Raw genomic sequence first — 18,576 nt, forward strand, 5'->3', positions numbered from 1 at the left:
TTATGAAGATTGTCTACCTTCACCAGTATTTCAACACCCCCGAAATGTCTGGTGGCACTCGCTCTTATGAAATGGCTAGGCGTATGGTTGCTGCAGGCCATGAAGTCCACATGGTAACTAGCTTTCGTGAGTCAGGAGAGAAGCCCAAGGGTTGGTTTGAAACCGATGAGGCCGGAATCCATGTTCATTGGTATCCCGTTCCATATTCGAATCATATGGGCTTCGCGGAACGAATCAGGGCATTCTTCTCATTCGCCTTTGCCGCCCGGAAGAAGGCTGAGGAAATAAGTGCTGATGTTATCTTTGCCACTAGCACTCCCTTGACAATAGCACTTCCTGCCGTACCTGCTGCACGTAAAAAAGGAGTGCCAATGGTCTTTGAGGTCCGAGACCTTTGGCCCGAGATGCCGATTGCTGTAGGCGCGTTAAAAAATCCCGTACTCAAATTTATTGCTCGCAAGCTTGAACATTGGGCATATCGTAACTCTACGGCTGTTGTAGCCCTGTCTCCTGGCATGAAAGAGGGGGTGCTTCGCAGAGGTTTTCCTGAGGAAAATATTGCAGTAATTCCTAATAGTAGTGACAACGTTGAATTTCAGTATGACCCGGAAGCCGGAGCAAGGTTTAGGGCAGAGCGCGAATGGTTGGGTAACAATCCACTTTTGGTCTATGCCGGCACCTTTGGCAAGGTAAATGGTGTGGGCTATATGGTGGAGTTGGCGAAGCAGCTGCTTTCTATAGGATCTGATGTCCGTATTCTGTTAGTTGGTGATGGAGCAGAGAAGGGAGAGGTGGTGTTAGCCGCCGAGGCGGCAGGTGTTTATAATATTAACCTGTTCGTCGAAAATCCTCTGCCGAAAAAAGATGTTCCATCATTATTGAGTGCTGCCACTATGGCGACCTCTCTATTCGTCGACCTTCCGGAAATGCGTAACAACTCCGCAAACAAGTTTTTTGATGCGCTAGCTTCAGGCACTCCCGTGATGCTGAACTATGGTGGCTGGATGCATGATCTTGTCATCGATAGTGGCTGTGGACTTGCTATGTGGCAGAAGCCAATTGATGAAGTGGCGAAGGAGCTACATGATAAACTTCATGATAAAAACTGGCTCAATGATGCTGGGGCTTCTGCGAGGAAGCTAGCTGAGAACTCTTTCTCCCGAGATGTGTTGGCAAGTCAACTGATGTCAGTTCTTGAGGCTGCAGTGGCTGGTAAGGCGCATGAGTGTCAGAATATTGCTCCTGGCAAATATACTCGTTGATTGTATTTATACGGCAAAAGGAGCTGTTTGCTATGAAGCGTTTGTTTGACACGCTGGTCGCGCTCTTTTCCCTTGTTTTTTTGTCCCCAGCTCTCCTGGTTGTGGCATTACTTGTACGCTGCAAACTCGGCTCCCCGGTATTCTTCCGCCAAACCCGCCCAGGCTTAAATGGCAAGCCCTTCGAAATGATCAAGTTTCGTACCATGCGCGATGCCGTCGATAACCAGGGCAACCCACTACCGGATGAACAGCGAATGACCCGGCTAGGCCATGTGCTGCGCGCCACCAGCCTAGATGAGTTGCCAGAGCTATGGAACGTGCTAAAGGGCGATATGAGCTTAGTCGGCCCACGGCCACTGCTAATGGAATACTTGCCGCTCTACTCAAAAGAACAGTACCGCCGCCACGACGTACGCCCTGGCGTTACCGGCTGGGCGCAAGTGAACGGCCGCAACGCCTTAAGCTGGGATGAAAAGTTTAAGCTGGATGTGTGGTACGTCGAGAACCGTTCGTTCTGGCTGGATATTAAAATCCTGTTGCTTACCGTTAAAAAGGTGCTGGTGCGAGACGGTATTTCAGCAGAAGGGCAAGCCACTATGGAGCGCTTTCGGGGCAGTGGAAAATGAAGCTGGCCATTTTGGGGGCTAGCGGTCATGGCAAAGTGGTAGCTGACACGGCCCTGGCTGCCGGTTGGCAGCAGGTGGTTTTTTTTGATGATGCATGGCCGGGCGTCACCACTAATGGCCGCTGGCAGGTGATCGGCAACAGCCACGATTTACTAGAACAGCACCTCTCATTTGATGGTGTGGTAGTGGGCATCGGCAACAATCGTATCCGTTTAGCAAAGCAGCAAGCGCTTACGAAGGCCGGGGCGTATATGCCCGTGCTTGTCCATCCTAAAGCGACGGTAAGCAGTGGAACGGTACTCGGTGCTGGCACGGTGGTCTTTGCTGGTGCGGTCGTTCAAATAGATACCCATTGTGGCGAAGGCTGCATTATTAACACCAACGCCAGTGTCGACCACGATTGCCGCTTGGGCGCAGGGGTACATGTTTGCCCCGGCAGTGCTGTCGCAGGGTTGGTAACTATTGGCGAGTGTAGCTGGGTCGGCATTGGGGCCAGCATTAAGCAGTTAATGCAGGTGGGCCACGATGTCACTATCGGTGCGGGCGCTGTCGTCGTTGACCATGTTAACGATCATCAGTGTGTTATCGGTGTGCCTGCGCGCCCTGTTGTTTCATAACGTTTCTTTTTTCTCTTTTAACACATGGTGGCGATTGAATGCTGAATGGCCCTTTCTCCCCTTGGCCCTCTTTCACTGAGGAAGAAGCCCAAGCCGTGCAGCGCGTGCTGCTCTCTAATCAAGTGAATTACTGGACAGGCCAAGAGGGCCGCCAGTTTGAACGTGAATTTGCCCAGTTTGCCGAGTGTGAATACGCCATTGCCGTTTCCAACGGCACCACGGCGTTAGACCTCGCGCTAAAAGGCTTAGGCATTGGGGAAGGCGAGGGCCGTGGCCGCGATGAAGTCATTGTCACCTCGCGTACGTTTTTGGCCTCGGTCTCTAGCATCGTCACCGCCGGTGCCGTGCCGGTGTTTGCTGATGTAGATGCGGAATCGCAAAACATCACCGCCAAAACGGTGGCGGAAAAAATTACCCCCTATACGCGGGCCATTATTGCCGTGCATTTGGCCGGGTGGCCGTGCGAGATGGAACCCCTAATGGCCCTGGCGGAACAGCATGGCCTGAGCGTTATTGAAGATTGCGCCCAAGCCCATGGTGCCCGTTACCAAGAGCGTTCCGTTGGGGCCATTGGCCATGTGGGCTGCTGGTCGTTTTGCCAAGATAAAATTATGACCACCGGCGGCGAAGGCGGCATGGTCACCACCAACGATGAACACCTATGGCGCACCATGTGGGCATACAAAGACCACGGCAAAAGCTGGGAAGTGGTGTACGAACGCCAGCACCCGCCGGGGTTTCGTTGGCTGCATGAAAGCTTCGGTACCAACTGGCGGCTGACCGAGATGCAGTCGGCCATCGGGCGCATTCAGCTGGCTCGCATGCCGGAGTGGAAGGCGGCTCGCCAGGCCAATGCCGGGCAGATCTGGGAGGCGGCTTCCGAGTGCTCGGGGCTTCGAGTGCCCGTAACTCCTGAGCATATCGAACACGCCGCCTACAAGTGCTATGTGTTCGTGGAGCCTGACCAGCTGGCCGACGGCTGGGACCGCGACCGGATCATGAATGAGATCGTCAGCCGCGGAGTACCTTGCTTCTCCGGCTCCTGCTCGGAGGTGTACCTGGAGAAAGCGTTCGACGGCACTGGCTTCCGGCCTGAAGCGCCGTTACCGGTGGCGCGTGAGTTGGGCGAGACCAGCCTGATGTTCCTCTGCCACCCCACGCTGACCGAGGCGGAGATCGACAAGACCTGCCGGGTGCTGGGTGAGGTCATGCGGATGGCCGCGAGTGGCGGAGACGTAACAGAATGAAAGAGCGCAAGTTGAAAATCGCCATTGTCGGCACCGGCTACGTCGGCCTCTCCAACGCCATGCTGCTGGCCCAGCATAACCAGGTCGTGGCGCTGGATATCGTCCCCGAGAAGGTGGCGATGCTCAATGATCGCCTATCGCCCATCGAAGATGCCGAGATCAGCGAGTTTCTGGCCCACCGCGAGCTCGACTTTACCGCCACCCTGAACCGCGAAGCCGCCTACCGGGGCGCGGACTTCGTGGTGATCGCCACGCCCACCGATTACGACCCCAAGACCCACTATTTCGATACCTCAAGCGTCGAGGCGGTGATCCAGGACGTGATGGCGATCAACCCCGAGGCGACGATGGTGATCAAGTCCACCGTGCCGGTGGGCTACACCGTGGAGGCCTGCGAGCGCTTCGGCACCCAGAACCTGATCTTCTCGCCGGAGTTTCTGCGCGAGGGCAGGGCCCTGTATGACAACCTCTACCCGTCGCGGATCATCGTCGGCGAGCGTTCCGCCCGTGCCGAGGCCTTCGCCGGGCTGCTCACCCAGGGGGCGGTGAAGGAGGAGATCCCGGTGCTCTTCACCCACAGCACCGAGGCCGAGGCGATCAAGCTGTTCGCCAATACCTATCTCGCCATGCGAGTCGCCTACTTCAACGAGCTGGACAGCTATGCCGCGACCCACGGCCTGGATACCCGCCAGATCATCGAAGGGGTGGGCCTAGATCCACGGATTGGTGATCACTACAACAACCCCAGCTTTGGTTATGGCGGTTATTGCCTGCCCAAGGACACCAAGCAGCTACTGGCCAACTATCAGGATGTGCCCAGCAATATCATCCAGGCGATTGTGGATGCCAACCGCACCCGCAAGGACTTCATCGCCGAGCAGATCCTCAAGCGCCAGCCCCGGGTGGTGGGGGTCTACCGGCTGATCATGAAGGCCGGCTCCGACAACTTCCGCGCCAGCGCCATGCAGGGGGTGATGAAGCGCCTCAAGGCCAAGGGCATCGAGGTGGTGGTCTACGAGCCGGTGCTGAAGGAAGACGAGTTCTTCAACTCGCGGGTGATGCGTGACCTTGACGCCTTCAAGGTGCTCTCCGATGTCATCTTGAGCAATCGCATGGCGGAAGAGCTCACCGACGTCGCCGAGAAGGTCTACACCCGCGACCTGTTCGGCAGCGACTGAGCTGTTTAACCCGCATTATTGATAAACAAAACAAAAATTAGCGGTATGCGGTATGCGGTATGCGGTATGAGGGAGTGGGGAAGTGGTTTTGGGATTTCAAGGGGGCGTTAACCGTATGCTATCGCGCACGTTACATTATTTGTTTCGCCTGTCTAGAGCGCAAAAGCGCGCTATTCAGCTAGTGGTAGATGCCTTACTCATCACACTGAGTTACGTGCTGGCCATGTTTTTGCGGCTAGACAGCTGGGCTTTTTTAAGTAAAACAGAGGTTTGGTGGGTGCTGCCAGCCATTATCCCTATCAGTTTGTTTATTTTTATGAGGCTCGGTTTCTACCGAGCCATTATTCGCTACATGAGTATGCAAGCCACTATCACTATTTTGATGGGGGTGTTTGCTTCTATGGCCGCTCTGGTGGTTGTTAACTATATGTTATTGCTGCCAATTCCTCGCTCGGTGCCGTTCATTTATGCCATGTTGGCCATGCTGAGTATCGGGGGGGTGCGGTTGATACTGCGTGGCCTCTATCATCGTGGCCAGGTGCGTTATAAAACGCGTGTGCTGATTTATGGTGCTGGTAGCTCGGGACGGCAGTTGGTGGTGTCACTGCGTAACGGGAAAGAGTATGAGCCTGTAGGGTTTGTGGATGACAGCAAAGACCTGCAGCGCCATTCAGTACAAGGGCTGAAGGTGTACCATCCCCGCAAGGTAGAGGAGTTGGTAGAGGCCTTGGGCGTTGAGAAGATCTTGTTGGCCATGCCAAGTGCAAGCCGTGCCAAGCGCCGTGAAATTCTGGAAGTTTTAGAGCCTCTTTCGGTGCCGGTGCAAACGGTACCGGGCTTGGCGGATATGGTGTCTGGGCGTGCGAAAATGACTGAAATTCGTGATGTCGCCGTTGAGGACTTGCTGGGGCGTGACCCCGTGCCGCCCAACGAATCGCTGATGGCGGCGAATATTGCGGGCAAAGTGGTGTTGGTGACCGGAGCGGGGGGGTCGATTGGTAGCGAGTTGTGTCGGCAGATTTTGCGCCAGCGTCCAGCCACGCTGCTGTTGTTAGAAATTTCGGAATACAACCTGTATGCCATCGAGCAGAGCCTCTGTGCCATCGCGCATGCAGAAGGGCTTGAAGAGGTGGCAATTCACGCGTTGCTGGGGTCTGTGCAACACGAGCAACGCCTGCAAGCCGTCATGGCGTACTACCAAGTGCAAACGGTGTATCATGCGGCGGCGTATAAGCATGTGCCCATGGTAGAGCACAACGTTGAAGAGGGCCTTTTCAATAATGCGCTGGGTACGCTGAACTGTGCGAAGGCGGCGGTTGCCTGCGGCGTAACGGATTTTGTACTGGTCTCGACCGATAAAGCGGTGCGGCCTACCAACGTGATGGGCGCCAGCAAGCGGTTAGCTGAATTGGTGTGCCAGGCCATGGCCGACGCTCAGACCGATACGCGCTTCTGTATGGTACGGTTTGGTAACGTGCTGGGGTCGAGCGGCTCCGTGGTGCCGTTGTTTCGTCGGCAAATTGCTGCTGGTGGCCCGGTCACCGTTACACATCCTGACATCACGCGTTATTTCATGACCATTCCTGAAGCAGCACAGCTTGTCATTCAAGCGGGTGCCATGGCTAACGGTGGGGATGTGTTTGTGCTGGATATGGGCGAGCCGGTCAAAATCAAGGATTTGGCAGGCAAGATGGTGCGCTTGTCGGGTTTTGAGCCTTATTTTTCTGACACGCGTGACGCTAAGAAACCTCATGATGGAGATATCGAAATCCAGTTTACCGGCTTGCGGCCTGGCGAAAAACTTTACGAAGAGCTGCTGATTGGTGAGGAAGTGGTAAAAACAGCGCACCCACGCATTATGTCGGCGAATGAGGTGGCGCTTTCTCTGCCGGAAGTGCAGGCGCTATTAAGTAAGCTGCTGAATGCTAGCAAGCAGGGCGACTCCACGCGCTTGCAGCAGTTGCTCGTTGAAGCGCCCCTGGGGTACCGCCCCAATGCTGGTTTGGTGGACCACCTGTGGCAGTGCTCTGAGCGCAAACAAGCGGTGATGGCCCTACAGCAGCTTCCGCATGATGAGAAACTTGTGTTGTCTCGTACGCCACTTTGATCGACATCCTCCCCGCCAAAAGGTGGGGGATTCCAACTGCTTGAGCCATGCCCGGCCCCGAGCGCCAGGCTCTGCGATACCTTTCGGCCTCTCCTTGGGCTGTACGCCGCAATTCGAGCAGGCTTCACAGGACTAAGGTCGTCTCGTATGTAGTTTGCCGTTCAAGGAGTCTGGGAAGCTTTCTATCGACGTGAGCCAGCCTGATGAAACACTCTCCGGCCTACCGCCTGGCGGCGACGGTGCTGCATGGGTTCGATGAGTACCGTGCACGCTTCCAGCAGATCACTCAGGATGCCAGCCGCCGCTTTCGCGATGCGGCGTGGCGCGAGGCGCAGCAAGCCTCGGCGGCGCGGATCAATCTCTACGGCGAAAAAGTCCAGGACACGCTGGGGCGCCTGCAGCGTACGTTTCCCCAGGACGTGCTGGCCCACTGCGAGACCTGGCGCGAAGCCCGCGGGCACTATGCCAATTTGATCGGCCAGCGGTTGGATTACGAGCTGGCCGAGACCTTTTTCAATTCGCTGTTCTGTTCGGTGTTTGAGCATCGCCATATCCGCAACGACTGGATGTTCGTCTACAGCTCCCGTGAAGATGCCGCGCACCGTTCGGGCATCGAGCTGTGCCGCCGTCATGCGGTCAACGGCGACTGGGCCGGAGCGCTGGCCTGGGCGCTGCAAGAGGCGCCGCTGGAAACGCCCTTTGCCCATCTGGAACGCGATAGCCAGTTGGGTGCGGGCTTGCTGGAAGCCCAGCTGCCCGCCCGCCTCTGGCAGGCGGTGGATGCACGGGTGGAGCTGCTCCACAGCGTCTTCTACCGCAACAAAGGGGCCTACCTGGTGGGCCGTATACTCGGCGGCGGCGAGCAGGTGCCGCTGGTGCTGCCGATTCTGCATGGCGAAGGGTACGGCGAGCAGCAGGGCGGTGACCCCCGCCTGCATCTGGATACCGTGCTCACCGAAACCGATGAAGTGTCGATCATCTTCTCGTTCACCCGCGCTTACTTTCAGGTCGATGTGCCGGTTCCCGGGGAGTTCGTGGGCTACCTGAAACAGCTCATGCCCCACAAGCCGGAAGGCGAGCTGTACGCTGCCATCGGCTTTTTCAAACACGGTAAAACCGAGTTTTTTCGCGCCCTGAACCAGCAGGTGGCCAAGCGCGAAGAGCGCTTCATCATCGCCCCGGGGGTGCGGGGCATGGTGATGGCGGTGTTCGTGCTGCCCAGCTTTCGCACCGTGTTCAAGATCATCAAGGACAAGTTCGACCCGGCCAAGGAGGTTACGCCAGCCATCGTGCGAGAGAAGTATCGGCTGGTGAAGCGTCACGACCGGGTAGGGCGGATGGCCGATACCCAGGAGTTTTCCAACTTCATCGTGCGTCAGGATCACTTCGCGCCGGAGTGTCTGGCCCATTTGCTGGAAGTCGCTCCTTCCACGGTATCGCTGAAAGGCGACAAGGTGATTATCAAACACTGCTACACCGAGCGGATGATGACGCCGTTGAACCTCTATCTGGAGCAGTGCAGCACCGATGAGCGAGTAATGGTGCTGAAGGATTACGGCAATGCCATCAAACAGATGGCAGCCGCCAATATCTTTCCGGGCGATATGTTGCTGAAGAATTTTGGCGTTACCCGTCACGGACGGGTGATTTTTTACGACTACGACGAAGTGAGCTACCTTACGGAGTGTCGTTTTCGCCACATGCCCAAAGCCCAGCAGGGCGATAGTTACATGGATGGCGGCGCTAGCCTCTCCATCGGCCCTCACGATATCTTCCCCGAGGAGTTCGGTCCGTTCATGTTTGCCAACCCCGAACTTCGCGCGCTGTTCATGGAGCAGCACCCGGAGCTGTTCGACCCGGACTATTGGCTAGGGTTGCAGCAGGCCATTCGCAATGGGCGGGTGATCGATGTCTACCCTTACCGCAACAAGCAACGGTTCTCCGGAACCATCGGCCAACTGGTACATTAGTCATGACTCAACCCCCTCACCTGGTGGTACTGACCGGATCGGGTATTAGCGCCGAAAGCGGCATCGAGACCTTTCGGGCCAGCGACGGCCTGTGGGAAGATCATCCCGTGGAGGACGTCGCCACGCCCGTGGGCTGGCGGCGCAACCCCGAACGGGTGCTGGCCTTCTACGACCAGCGCCGTGAGCAGATCCGCCGGGCCAAACCCAATGCCGCCCACAAGGCGCTGGCCGCGCTGGAGCAGGAAGGCTTCCGAGTCAGCGTGGTGACGCAGAATATCGATGACCTGCACGAGCGTGCCGGTTCGCGCCACGTGCTGCACCTGCACGGCGAGATTCTCAAGGCACGCTCATCCGTCGATGCCCGGCTGCGCTACCCGCTGCCCAAGGGAGGAATCCGCCTGGGGGAGGTGTGCGACAAAGGCAGCCAGCTGCGCCCGGACGTGGTGTGGTTCGGGGAAGCCGTGCCGCTCTTCGAAGAGGCCTGCGAGCTGGTCAGCCAGGCCGATTTCCTGCTGGTGGTGGGCACCTCGCTGGCGGTGATGCCCGCCGCGTCGCTGCTGACCTACATCGACTACGATACCCCCTGTGCACTGATAGACCCCGATGCCGATGCGCTCAGCCCGCCTGGCGTGCTGGCGATCAACACCACGGCGGGGGAAGGCGTGCCAGCGCTGGTTCACCAGTGGCGCAAGCAGGGCAACTTGCTCTTGCCTTGAGTCAATGACGGGGCGGGGTGAGCGAACCGATGGATGGCAGGTTACCGGTGCGCTTTGAGAAACCACGCTTTCATGACTCCGGTAATCTGGGTGATCTCGGCGTTCGTCGCAATATAGGCGGGCATGGTGTAGAGCCAGCGGCCAATGGGGCGCAGCCATACGCCCCGTGCTCTGGCAAACGCGGCCACGCCCGCCAGCGCCTCGCTGCCATGGGTCTCGATCACCGCTGTCGCGCCCAGCACCCGGACATCCGCCACCGCCGGGTGCGCGCGCAGCGCCGCGTCCTCCAGCAGCTCGCGCTGTAGCACTTGGCTGAGCGCGGCGATTTTCTCCAGGTAATGCTCCTCTTCGAACACCCGCAGGCTCTCCAGCGCCACGCGGCAAGCCAGTGGATTGCCCATGAAGGTGGGGCCGTGCATGAAGGCGTGGTGCTGACTGTCGCCAATGAACGCCTCGTGCACCCTGTCGGTGGCCAGCGTGGCCGCATGGCCCAGATACCCGCCGGTCAGCCCCTTGGAGAGCACCATGATATCCGGCGTGACGCCCGCGTGGTCGGCGGCAAACAGCCTGCCGGTGCGGCCAAAGCCGGTGGCCACTTCGTCGAAAATCAGCAGCACGCCAAACTCGTCGCACAGCGCGCGGGCGCCGCGCAGGTAGTGCGGCGAGGTCATGTTCAGCCCGCCCGCCGCTTGCAGCAGCGGCTCCATCAGTAGTGCGGCGATCTCCTGGTGGTGGCGCGACAGCACCTCACGTAGCGCAGCGAGGTCATGCGCTACCTGGGCTGGCGTGGCATCGAAGGGTGCCGTGGGGGCCGGGGCGAAGTGGTGCTGAGGCAGCAGGCTGGCGAACAGGCCGTGCATGCCCTCTTCGGGGTCGCATACCGCCATGCAGCCGGTGGTGTCGCCATGGTACGCCTTCATCAGCGAGAGCATCTTGCGCTTGCCGGGTTGGCCGATGAGCACCTGATACTGCAGCGCCATCTTCATGGCCACCTCCATGCCCACCGAACCGCTGTCGGAGAAGAACACGTGGTTCAGCCCCGGCGGGGTAATGCGCACCAGCGCCCGTGCCAGCTGGTCGGCGGGGCCGTGGGTCAGGCCGCCCAGCATCACATGGCACAGCTCGCCGGCCTGTTCGCGGATGGCGGCCACCAGGCGCGGGTGGCCGTAGCCGTGAATCATGCACCACCAAGAGCAGGTGGCATCCAGCAGGCGTTCACCGCTTTCCAGCGTAAAGTGGCTGCCGCTACCGCCCACCACCTTGGGGGCCGGTGTCTGGGTCTTGAGATGGGCGTAGGGGTGCCACACGGGAGAGTTCATGGCGTAGCCTCCTGGGCCGTGGGAGTGAGCAGCGCATCAAGGAAGATAAAGCGCTGCGCGGTAGCGGCATCTGCCTGTACCAAATAGGGAATGAGCCCTAAACAGGGCGCAGGTAGGGCGCGTTCGAGCAGCGCCACATTGGCCGCAAAGCGTGCGCTATCGCTGGCAAAGGCCGGGTCCACCACGCTGCCCACCCAGCCCGCCAGCGTCACGCCATCGGCGGCGATGGCCTCGGCGGTGAGCCGCGCATGGTTGAGGCAGCCGAGTTTCAGCCCAACGACCAGAATCACCGGCAGGCCCAGTGCACGGGGCAGGTCGGAAAAATCCTCCTCCTCATTGAGCGGCACTCGCCAGCCGCCGGCGCCTTCGATCAGCGTCAGGTCGCGTGGCGTGTGGCTCAAGGTAGCGCGTAGCGCTTGAGTCACGCTGGTCACGCGCAGCACCATGCCCGCTTCCAGAGCCGCCAAATGGGGCGCAATGGCGGGGGCAAAGGCCCACGGATTGACCGTCGAGTAATCCACCGGCGGGAGGCTTTGTGCCTGTAGCGCCAGAGCATCGCGGTTGCGCAAGCCGCTGAGCGTGGCCTCGCTGCCGGAGGCAATCGGTTTCAACCCCAGCGTGGTGTACTGGCGCTGACGGGCAGCACACAGCAGCGCGCTGGCGGCCAGGGTCTTGCCCGCATCGGTGTCGGTACCGGTGATGAAATAGGTGTTGTTCATTTCGCGCTTTCCAGGCATAGCGTCAGGCAGTGGTAGCTCACCGGCAGCCCCCGCGGCGTGCGCAGTGCTTCATAGCGCAACCGGGCATCGCTCAGTGCCTGGCGGGTGAGCTGCGCGTGGGGTCTTGCCACCTGAGCGCCCACGCCCTTGATGGAGGCCATGACGGCATTCAGGTCGGGGTAGAAAAAGCGCCGCTGCTCGCGCACGTGGTGGGTAAGCCGCAAGCCGCTTCGTGCAATCGCCCGTCGCACGGTGCTGGCGTCCGGCGTTTGCAGCAGGGCCTCGGGCCGCTGCCAGGCGGTGGCCACCTCATGAAGCGTGCCGGGCAGCAGGGTGGTGATGCGCGCCTGCCCGCCAGGGGCAAGCACCCGCGCCAGCTCCTGCATGACATCCTCGATGCTTGGGCACCACTGAATCGCCAGATTGGAGAACACCAGCTCAACGCTGGCATCGTTTTGCGGCAGCGCGGCGGCGTCCCCCAGCTGCCAGCGGATAGCCTCGCCATAGGTTGCCTGGGCGTAGGCGAGCATGCCCGGGGCCAGGTCGAGCCCGGTGATGGTGGCCTCCGGGTAATGGGTGGCCAGCCGCTGGGTCCAGTAGCCGGTGCCGCAGCCCAGATCGAGCACCTGCTGGGCGCTCTTCGGCAGCGTTTGCCAGAGCGCTTCGCCGATATCGCGCTGGGCGCTGGCGAGCGCGTCATAGCGCGGCGCCGCTCGGGAGAAGGCCCGGGCAACGCGGGTCTGCCAGTGGGGGACGGGGGTAGAGAGCAACGGTGAGTTCATCGCGGCACCTGTGTCGCCTGCTCGGCCAGCCGAGCGGCGAGCCGGGCTGGGCGTGAGAGCATCGGGCAGTGCCCGGCGTCTTCCAGCCGCAAGGCCTGTTGGCGAGTGCGGTTTGGCAGCAGCGGGTCCTGGGTGCCTGCGAGCAGGTGGATAGGACAGGGCGGTGCCGCGAAGTGCGCGCGGTTGTCCAGCGTGGCCAGCCATGTCAGGCCCTGGGCCAGGGTGGCAGAGTCCGCGCAGGGCGCGTCGCCCAGCAGCCCACTGAGTTGGCGGTGGGCCTCGCGAGCGTTGGGTTCGCCTTGGGCCTGCCAGCGCAGAAAGTGCCGCCACGTGGCAACGGGGGCGCGGCGGAAAGCGCGCTGAAAGCTGGCCAGCTCCTCGTGTGTCACACCGCCATCCTTCCCGTCACTGCAAAAACGGCTGCCTGCACCCAGTAGCAGCAGGGCCTTGGGCGGCGGCAAGTGATCGAGCAGCGCTGTGGCCAGCAACCCCCCCAGCGACCAGCCTACCCAGACGGCGTCGCTGGGTAGCTCGGGGGCCATACGCTTGGCGAGCGCGGCAATGCTCGTGGGGGTAGGTAGCGCTGGAGCATCGCCGTAGCCGGGCCACTCCACTGCGCTGGGGACGACCGTATTGGGCCAATGCTCCGAAAGCGTCTGCCATATACGGCGGTCGACGCCCCAGCCCGACAGCAGTATGAGCTTCATCGCGGCTCCTCGTGCAGGCAGGTCGCGGCCACGTCCAACAGTCGGTCGATATCGCTCTGGGTATGGCGGGCGCTGAGCGTGATACGCAGTCGCGCCTCGCCGTTGGCCACCGTGGGCGGGCGTATCGCGCCTACCTGAACGTTGTGTTTATCGAAACGGGCGGCCCAGGCCATGGTGCGCTGCTCGCTACCCAGCAGCAGCGGCTGAATCGGCGTTTGGGAGTGGCCCAAAGGAAGCCCCAGGGCCGTGGCCTGCTGGCGGAAGTAGTCGATGTGGCGCGCAAGCCGCTGGCGGTGCTCCGGTTCCCGCTGGACGATGGTGAGCGCTTCCAGGGTGGCGGCGGCAATGCCGGGCGGTTGGGCGGTGGTGTACACATAGCTGCGGGCAAACTGAATCAAGTGTTCGATCAGTGCCGCATCCCCCGCCACGAAAGCGCCCGCGGTGCCCAGCGCTTTGCCCAGGGTGCCGACCAGAATCGGCACCTGCTGGCTATTGAAGCCTGCCACGCAGCCTGCGCCGTTTTCGCCAAGGACGCCAAGCCCGTGGGCATCGTCGATCATCAGCCAGGCGCCATGTTGCTGGCTGAGGTGGGCGAGCTGTTCGATGTCGGCGATATCACCGTCCATGCTGAACACGCCGTCGCTCACCACCAGCTGATGGGTGGCCCGGCTGTGCGCCAGTAAACGCGCCAGATCCTGGCCATCGCGGTGGTGGTAGCGTCGGGAACGGGCGCCGCTCAGCGCGGCCCCGTCGAGTAGCGAGGCGTGATTGAGGCGGTCCTGAAAAATCGCGGTGTGGGAATCCGCCAGCGCTTGCAGCACGCCCAGGTTCGCCATATAGCCGGTGGAGAACAGCAGCGCCCGCTCGCGCCCGGTCCACTCGGCCAGCGCAGCTTCCAGGGCGTCGTGAATGCCCAGGTGGCCGCTGACCAGATGCGACGCCCCGGCCCCGGCACCAAAGCGCTTGGCGCCTTCTGCCTGGGCGGCCTGCACCCGTGGGTCCTGGGCGAGGCCCAGGTAGTCGTTGCCGGCAAAGTCCAGCGCATCGTGAGACGCGACTCGGCGGGAGCGCCAGCGATGCAGGCGCTCCCGCTGATCGCGGGCGGTTGCCAAGCGCTGCTGCCACGCCTCAGACACTGGCGTCCACCGCCAGCGCCGCGGCGCGTTCGGCCTGGGCATTGCGCTGAGCCTGCTGAGCCAGCCGCTCGCTATGCTGCGTGTCGTCTTCGCAGGTATCGCGGCGCTCGGGGTGCAGGCCCAGCTTGGCAAACAGCGCGCGGTCGCGCTCTGCTTGGGGGTTGCCGGTGGTCAGCAGCTTGTCGCCGTAAAAAATGGAGTTGGCACCGGCCAGGAAGGCCAGCGCCTGGGTGGATTCGCTCATCTGCTCACGGCCTGCGGAGAGCCGCACATGGCTTTGGGGCATCATGATGCGCGCCACGGCAATGGCGCGGATGAACGCCAACGGGTCTAAATCCTCCACGTTCTCAAGCGGCGTCCCCGGTACTTTGACCAGCATGTTGATAGGCACCGATTCAGGATGTGGCGAGAGCTTGGCCAACTGCTGCAGCAGAGCGCTGCGATCCTGTGCGCCTTCGCCCATGCCCAAAATGCCGCCAGAGCACACTTTCATACCGGCATCGCGCACGGTGGCCAGGGTCTCTAAGCGGTCGCTGTAAGTACGGGTGGTGATAATTTCGCCGTAGAAATCCGGCGAGGTATCCAGATTGTGGTTGTAGTAATCAAGCCCCGCGGCGGCAAGACGATTGGCTTGCTCACCATCCACCATGCCCAGCGTCATGCAGGTTTCAAGCCCCAGGGCTTTTACCTGGCGAACCATCTCTTCGACTAGCAGTAAATCCTTATCCCGTGGACTGCGCCACGCGGCCCCCATGCAGAAACGGCTAGCGCCGGCTTCTTTGGCCGCCTGGGCCTGGGCCACTACCTTCTCGATTTCCAGCAGCTTCTCTTTTTCCAACTGGGTGTTGTAGTGGCCCGACTGCGGGCAGTACTTGCAGTCTTCTGGGCAGGCCCCGGTCTTGATCGACAGCAGAGTAGACACCTGCACCGCGTTGGCATCGAAGTGTGCCCGGTGGACCTGCTGGGCCTGAAACAGCAGGTCGTTGAAGGGCAACGCAAACAGCGCGTCGATTTCCTCGAGGGTCCAGTCATGGCGCGGAGCGGCGTCAGCCGAGTGAGAAGCCGTCGTGTGAGTGGTCACGGGTAAACCTTTTTTAATTTGAAAGTTGACAGAACTCTAGCGGTGAGATGTCAAGGGTGTCAACTTTTAATGATTGGTTGGTTTACTGGAGGGCGGGGGAAGGGAACATTCGTCACGGTGCACGGCCTGCTTTATACTCTGCGCCTTTTGATCACCACTGGAGCGCAGATGCCTGACGCGACCTCGCTGCCCCCTGAGCATGATGCCTTGACCGACCGCGACCCGGCTACGGGGCACCCGCGACCGCCGCGGCGTGAATTCAAAGCGCGCGGCAGCTTCGTCAAGCGCTGCGAAGGGTGCAATCTGCCCGAGTTGAACTGCCTGTGCCCTTATCAGGTCAAGGCAGAGAGTGACGCCCAGGTGTGGCTGCTGACCCACTCCATCGAGCACTTCAAGCCGACCAATACCGGCCGCCTGATTGGCGATGTGCTGACCAACACTCGGGTATTTACCTGGTATCGCACGGCGCCGGACGAGGCGCTGGCCGCGCTGCTGCAAGACCCGCGCTATGCGCCGTTTGTGATTTTTCCTGATGACCAGCCGGATTACGCGGAGCGGGTGGTGGGGCTGGAGGCCGTCCAGGCGGTCAAGCAGCAGTCGCGTATTCCAGTCTTCATCATTCTGGACGGCACCTGGCGGCAGGCCCGGCGTATGTTCCGCAAGAGCCCTTATCTGGACACGCTGCCGGTATTGCCGCTGCGTACCGAGCGCGAAACCCGCTACCGGCTGCGCAAGCCCGCCTCGAAAGCCCACCTGTGCACCGCCGAGGTGGCCATCGAACTGCTGCGTCAGAGCGGTGATGAAAACGCCGCCAGCGTGCTGGACGACTACTTCGATGTGTTCAACGACAGCTACGCCGAGAGCCGCTATTACCGCAAGATCGAGGAGCCAACGGCGGCCATGACTCGGCTGTTGGCCCGAAAAGCGGGGGATGCGCCGCGCTGATCAGGGTCTGGCGGCGGGGAGCCAGCGCAACAGCAGCTTGCGCACCCAGTACCAGCGGTTGATCAGCAGGGCCGCGAAAATCAGCGTGCAGCCGGTGAGTTGAAGCACCGACATGGTTTCGTTGAACCACCAGGCGGCCAGCAGCGCTGTCCAGACGGCCTCCAGCATCAGAATGACCGCGGCATGGCTCGGCGTGGTCATGCCCTGCGCCTTGATCTGAAGAAAGAACCGCAGTGAGCTGGCCAGCAGCACGCTGGCCAGAAACCAGCCCAGAATCGGGGCATCGAGGGAGAGCGTCTGCTCTTCCATGACCCATGAAACAGCGGTCAACACGATGCCCACGGAAAGCAGCTGCAGCGTGGTCAACGACAGGGCAGGCACATTGCGCACCACCCGCGCATTGACGTTGATCAGCAGCGCGAAGCACAAGGCCGCGCAAAGCATCAGCAGCTGGCTAGCCTCTACCCGAAAACCGGCATTCAGCGATAACAGCGCAAAGCCTGTCAGCGCGACGGGCAGGGCTACCCAGGTGCTGGTGGCGGGACGGTCGCCAAACAGCAGGCGGGCCACCACCGGCACCAGCAGAATGCCCAGGCTGTTGATGAAGGCGCTTTCGCCCAGATGCTGGGAGTGATGCAATCCCAGCACCCAGAAGGCGATGGCCACACTGAACAGTACGCCTACCAGCAGGCCGCGGCGAATACGCCAGCTTAAAGAGATGGCGCAGCGTCGGCCAGGCGAAGCCCAGCAGAATGACCCCCGCGAGCAGAAAGCGAGTGCCGATGAACAGCAGCGGAGGCATGCCTGCCAGCGCTTCCTTGGAAAATATCCACCCGCCTGCTGCCAGGGTGGTCACCAGCAGCAGCAGGGCATCGGCCTGCCAGGGAGCTTGCCGAATGGTGCTATGGCTCACGCGGCGCCGCCAAACAGCGCCCCGGCAATTCTGAAGCCTGCCACCCAGGTGCCAATGGCCGAACCTACCGTGGCGAGAATGAACACCAGCAGCGTGCGTGACACGCGGTTTTTCCACCAGCCTTTCAGTTGCGTCACATCATGGCGCAGGGTGGAGAAGTCGCGCACCTTGGGCTTGCGCATATACAGCTCGACCCCCGCCGCTACAAAGCCTGCTCCAATGGTGGGATTAAGTGATGTAAGCGGGGCAGCGAAGAAGGTAGCAATCACTGTGACCGGGTGGGCGAGAGCGGCAATGGTGGCACCACCGGACAGAATCCCGTTGATCAAAAACCACTCGATGACTAGCTGCCAGCCAAGCTCGGTATTGCGCGAAAAGCCCACCACGAAACCGGTAATGACCAGCGCGGTAATCAGCCAGGGAGTGGCTTTCCACAGTTTGGAGGGCGGCGGTGTCGCTTCGAGTGACGCCCTCTCGATGGTGGGGTTTTCCGGCAGCGGTGTTTCCAGGTGCTCGCTCGTCCCCTTCAAATGTCCGGCGCCCAATACCACCAGCACGTTCTGGTAGCGTCCGGGAGGTGCGTCTTCCGCCAAACGCAGCGCCATGTAGCGGTCACGCTCACGAATCAGCGGCGTATAGAGTGCCTCCGACTCTGCGGCAAACTCGCTGAAGGTGGCTTCCAGCATGTCGCCCTCTTTGAGCTTTTCGATCTCCTCTTTGGAGACATCCTGGCGGGAGAGCACGCTGCCAATCAGCCCTGAGAAGAGCGAGTAGCGCTGCCACCAGGGCACGTTGCTGTAGATGCGTTTGAGCGTAATGCCCACATCGCGGTCCACCAGCAGCAGCGGCAGCTGGCGAGCACGACACTCATCCACCGCCGCGCGCATTTCGGCGCCTGGCTGGATGCCGGACTGCTCGGCGATACGCTGCTGGAAGGCCCCCAGCGCCAGGCTGGCGGCGACCATGCCGGCCTTGCCCTGCTTGAATACCTGAAACAGGTCCTGCTCGCCCATGGCATCGGGGTTGTCCATGCTGTGATGGCGGGCGTCACACAGCTCGATGGCCACCGCATCGAAATGGCCGGTAGCAATCAATTGGCGCACGTCGTCGGCGCTTTCGGCCGAGACATGGGCCGTGCCCAGCAGGGTGTAGCAGGTGTCGCCCACGGTCACGGTTTTCAGCGGGCCGCTAGTGGAGGGCAGGGGCGGCGTCGGTGGCCGCGTAGTGTCATCGTGGGTCATTCAACAGTCT

17 protein-coding genes are annotated in these 18,576 nt (G+C 60.9%); 9 read left to right on the forward strand and 8 right to left on the reverse strand.

Annotated elements, in window-relative coordinates; translation table 11 throughout:
* Positions 1-2 precede the first annotated feature (2 nt).
* From RVM27_RS12175 to RVM27_RS12210, 8 genes are all read left to right on the forward strand, one after another.
* A complete protein-coding gene (locus tag RVM27_RS12175; protein WP_498956706.1) occupies positions 3-1,262 on the forward strand; it encodes a glycosyltransferase family 4 protein in 1,260 nt (419 codons plus the stop codon).
* A gap of 32 nt (positions 1,263-1,294) precedes the next feature.
* Positions 1,295-1,888: a sugar transferase gene (locus tag RVM27_RS12180; protein WP_498956707.1), complete on the forward strand. Its 594-nt coding sequence runs from the start codon at positions 1,295-1,297 to the stop codon at positions 1,886-1,888.
* Entirely contained in the window at positions 1,885-2,505 is a 621-nt protein-coding gene (locus RVM27_RS12185; protein ID WP_498956708.1) for an acetyltransferase, read from the forward strand. Before RVM27_RS12180 ends, RVM27_RS12185 begins: the two co-directional genes overlap by 4 nt.
* Positions 2,506-2,543: 38 nt before the next feature.
* Positions 2,544-3,752 (forward strand): DegT/DnrJ/EryC1/StrS family aminotransferase, encoded by a 1,209-nt coding sequence (locus RVM27_RS12190; protein WP_498956709.1) that lies wholly within the window; start codon positions 2,544-2,546, stop codon positions 3,750-3,752.
* Positions 3,753-3,763: 11 nt separating this feature from the next.
* Positions 3,764-4,930, forward strand: a complete 1,167-nt coding sequence (locus RVM27_RS12195; RefSeq protein ID WP_498957776.1) for a UDP-glucose 6-dehydrogenase family protein — start codon at positions 3,764-3,766, stop codon at positions 4,928-4,930.
* 115 nt (positions 4,931-5,045) lie between these two features.
* Entirely contained in the window at positions 5,046-7,037 is a 1,992-nt protein-coding gene (locus RVM27_RS12200; RefSeq protein ID WP_498956710.1) for a polysaccharide biosynthesis protein, read from the forward strand.
* Between the two features lie 203 nt (positions 7,038-7,240).
* The gene (gene aceK, locus RVM27_RS12205) at positions 7,241-9,007 is read left to right on the forward strand and encodes a bifunctional isocitrate dehydrogenase kinase/phosphatase (RefSeq protein ID WP_498956711.1); all 1,767 of its coding nucleotides are present in this window, start codon (positions 7,241-7,243) and stop codon (positions 9,005-9,007) included.
* 2 nt (positions 9,008-9,009) lie between these two features.
* A complete protein-coding gene (locus RVM27_RS12210; protein ID WP_486997171.1) occupies positions 9,010-9,723 on the forward strand; it encodes an SIR2 family NAD-dependent protein deacylase in 714 nt (237 codons plus the stop codon).
* Between the two features lie 41 nt (positions 9,724-9,764).
* Here RVM27_RS12210 and bioA read toward each other — a convergent pair whose 3' ends face one another.
* The 6 genes from bioA to bioB are packed head-to-tail and all read right to left on the reverse strand — an operon-like array spanning position 9,765 to position 15,467.
* The gene (gene bioA / locus RVM27_RS12215; protein WP_498956712.1) at positions 9,765-11,042 is read right to left on the reverse strand and encodes an aspartate aminotransferase family protein; all 1,278 of its coding nucleotides are present in this window, start codon (positions 11,040-11,042) and stop codon (positions 9,765-9,767) included.
* Complete coding sequence (gene bioD / locus RVM27_RS12220; protein ID WP_498956713.1) at positions 11,039-11,761, reverse strand: ATP-dependent dethiobiotin synthetase BioD; 723 nt, start codon at positions 11,759-11,761, stop codon at positions 11,039-11,041. Before bioD ends, bioA begins: the two co-directional genes overlap by 4 nt.
* Positions 11,758-12,543 carry a methyltransferase domain-containing protein gene (locus tag RVM27_RS12225; RefSeq protein WP_498956714.1) on the reverse strand — a complete coding sequence of 262 codons (786 nt, stop codon included), beginning with the start codon at positions 12,541-12,543 and terminating at the stop codon, positions 11,758-11,760. The genes bioD and RVM27_RS12225 overlap by 4 nt, the downstream gene beginning before the upstream one ends.
* The gene (locus RVM27_RS12230) at positions 12,540-13,250 is read right to left on the reverse strand and encodes an alpha/beta hydrolase family protein (protein WP_498956715.1); all 711 of its coding nucleotides are present in this window, start codon (positions 13,248-13,250) and stop codon (positions 12,540-12,542) included. The genes RVM27_RS12225 and RVM27_RS12230 overlap by 4 nt, the downstream gene beginning before the upstream one ends.
* On the reverse strand, positions 13,247-14,386 hold the full coding sequence (gene bioF, locus RVM27_RS12235) for an aminotransferase class I/II-fold pyridoxal phosphate-dependent enzyme (protein WP_498956716.1): 1,140 nt from the start codon (positions 14,384-14,386) through the stop codon (positions 13,247-13,249). The genes RVM27_RS12230 and bioF overlap by 4 nt, the downstream gene beginning before the upstream one ends.
* Positions 14,379-15,467, reverse strand: coding sequence for a biotin synthase BioB (gene bioB / locus RVM27_RS12240; RefSeq protein WP_498956717.1), 1,089 nt, complete (start codon positions 15,465-15,467; stop codon positions 14,379-14,381). Before bioB ends, bioF begins: the two co-directional genes overlap by 8 nt.
* A gap of 168 nt (positions 15,468-15,635) precedes the next feature.
* On the opposite strand from bioB, the gene RVM27_RS12245 reads away from it, so the two are divergent.
* Complete coding sequence (locus RVM27_RS12245) at positions 15,636-16,412, forward strand: tRNA-uridine aminocarboxypropyltransferase (RefSeq protein ID WP_096923404.1); 777 nt, start codon at positions 15,636-15,638, stop codon at positions 16,410-16,412.
* Here RVM27_RS12245 and RVM27_RS12250 read toward each other — a convergent pair whose 3' ends face one another.
* Positions 16,413-17,078: a DMT family transporter gene (locus RVM27_RS12250; protein ID WP_498956718.1), complete on the reverse strand. Its 666-nt coding sequence runs from the start codon at positions 17,076-17,078 to the stop codon at positions 16,413-16,415.
* Between the two features lie 243 nt (positions 17,079-17,321).
* A complete protein-coding gene (locus RVM27_RS12255; protein ID WP_498956719.1) occupies positions 17,322-18,566 on the reverse strand; it encodes a TraB/GumN family protein in 1,245 nt (414 codons plus the stop codon).
* Positions 18,567-18,576 lie beyond the last annotated feature (10 nt).

The organism is Halomonas sp. KM007 (genome assembly GCF_050709225.1).
Classification (GTDB): Bacteria; Pseudomonadota; Gammaproteobacteria; order Pseudomonadales; family Halomonadaceae; genus Vreelandella; species Vreelandella hamiltonii.

What these genes read in the sequence shown, in the direction of transcription:
- RVM27_RS12175 (WP_498956706.1), top strand. Translation starts at nt 3, where the DNA reads ATGAAGATTGTCTACCTTCACCAGTATTTCAACACCCCCGAAATGTCT.
- RVM27_RS12180 (WP_498956707.1), top strand. Translation starts at nt 1,295, where the DNA reads ATGAAGCGTTTGTTTGACACGCTGGTCGCGCTCTTTTCCCTTGTTTTT.
- RVM27_RS12185 (WP_498956708.1), top strand. Translation starts at nt 1,885, where the DNA reads ATGAAGCTGGCCATTTTGGGGGCTAGCGGTCATGGCAAAGTGGTAGCT.
- RVM27_RS12190 (WP_498956709.1), top strand. Translation starts at nt 2,544, where the DNA reads ATGCTGAATGGCCCTTTCTCCCCTTGGCCCTCTTTCACTGAGGAAGAA.
- RVM27_RS12200 (WP_498956710.1), top strand. Translation starts at nt 5,046, where the DNA reads ATGCTATCGCGCACGTTACATTATTTGTTTCGCCTGTCTAGAGCGCAA.
- aceK (WP_498956711.1), top strand. Translation starts at nt 7,241, where the DNA reads ATGAAACACTCTCCGGCCTACCGCCTGGCGGCGACGGTGCTGCATGGG.
- RVM27_RS12210 (WP_486997171.1), top strand. Translation starts at nt 9,010, where the DNA reads ATGACTCAACCCCCTCACCTGGTGGTACTGACCGGATCGGGTATTAGC.
- bioA (WP_498956712.1), bottom strand. Translation starts at nt 11,042, where the DNA reads ATGAACTCTCCCGTGTGGCACCCCTACGCCCATCTCAAGACCCAGACA.
- bioD (WP_498956713.1), bottom strand. Translation starts at nt 11,761, where the DNA reads ATGAACAACACCTATTTCATCACCGGTACCGACACCGATGCGGGCAAG.
- RVM27_RS12225 (WP_498956714.1), bottom strand. Translation starts at nt 12,543, where the DNA reads ATGAACTCACCGTTGCTCTCTACCCCCGTCCCCCACTGGCAGACCCGC.
- RVM27_RS12230 (WP_498956715.1), bottom strand. Translation starts at nt 13,250, where the DNA reads ATGAAGCTCATACTGCTGTCGGGCTGGGGCGTCGACCGCCGTATATGG.
- RVM27_RS12245 (WP_096923404.1), top strand. Translation starts at nt 15,636, where the DNA reads ATGCCTGACGCGACCTCGCTGCCCCCTGAGCATGATGCCTTGACCGAC.
- RVM27_RS12255 (WP_498956719.1), bottom strand. Translation starts at nt 18,566, where the DNA reads ATGACCCACGATGACACTACGCGGCCACCGACGCCGCCCCTGCCCTCC.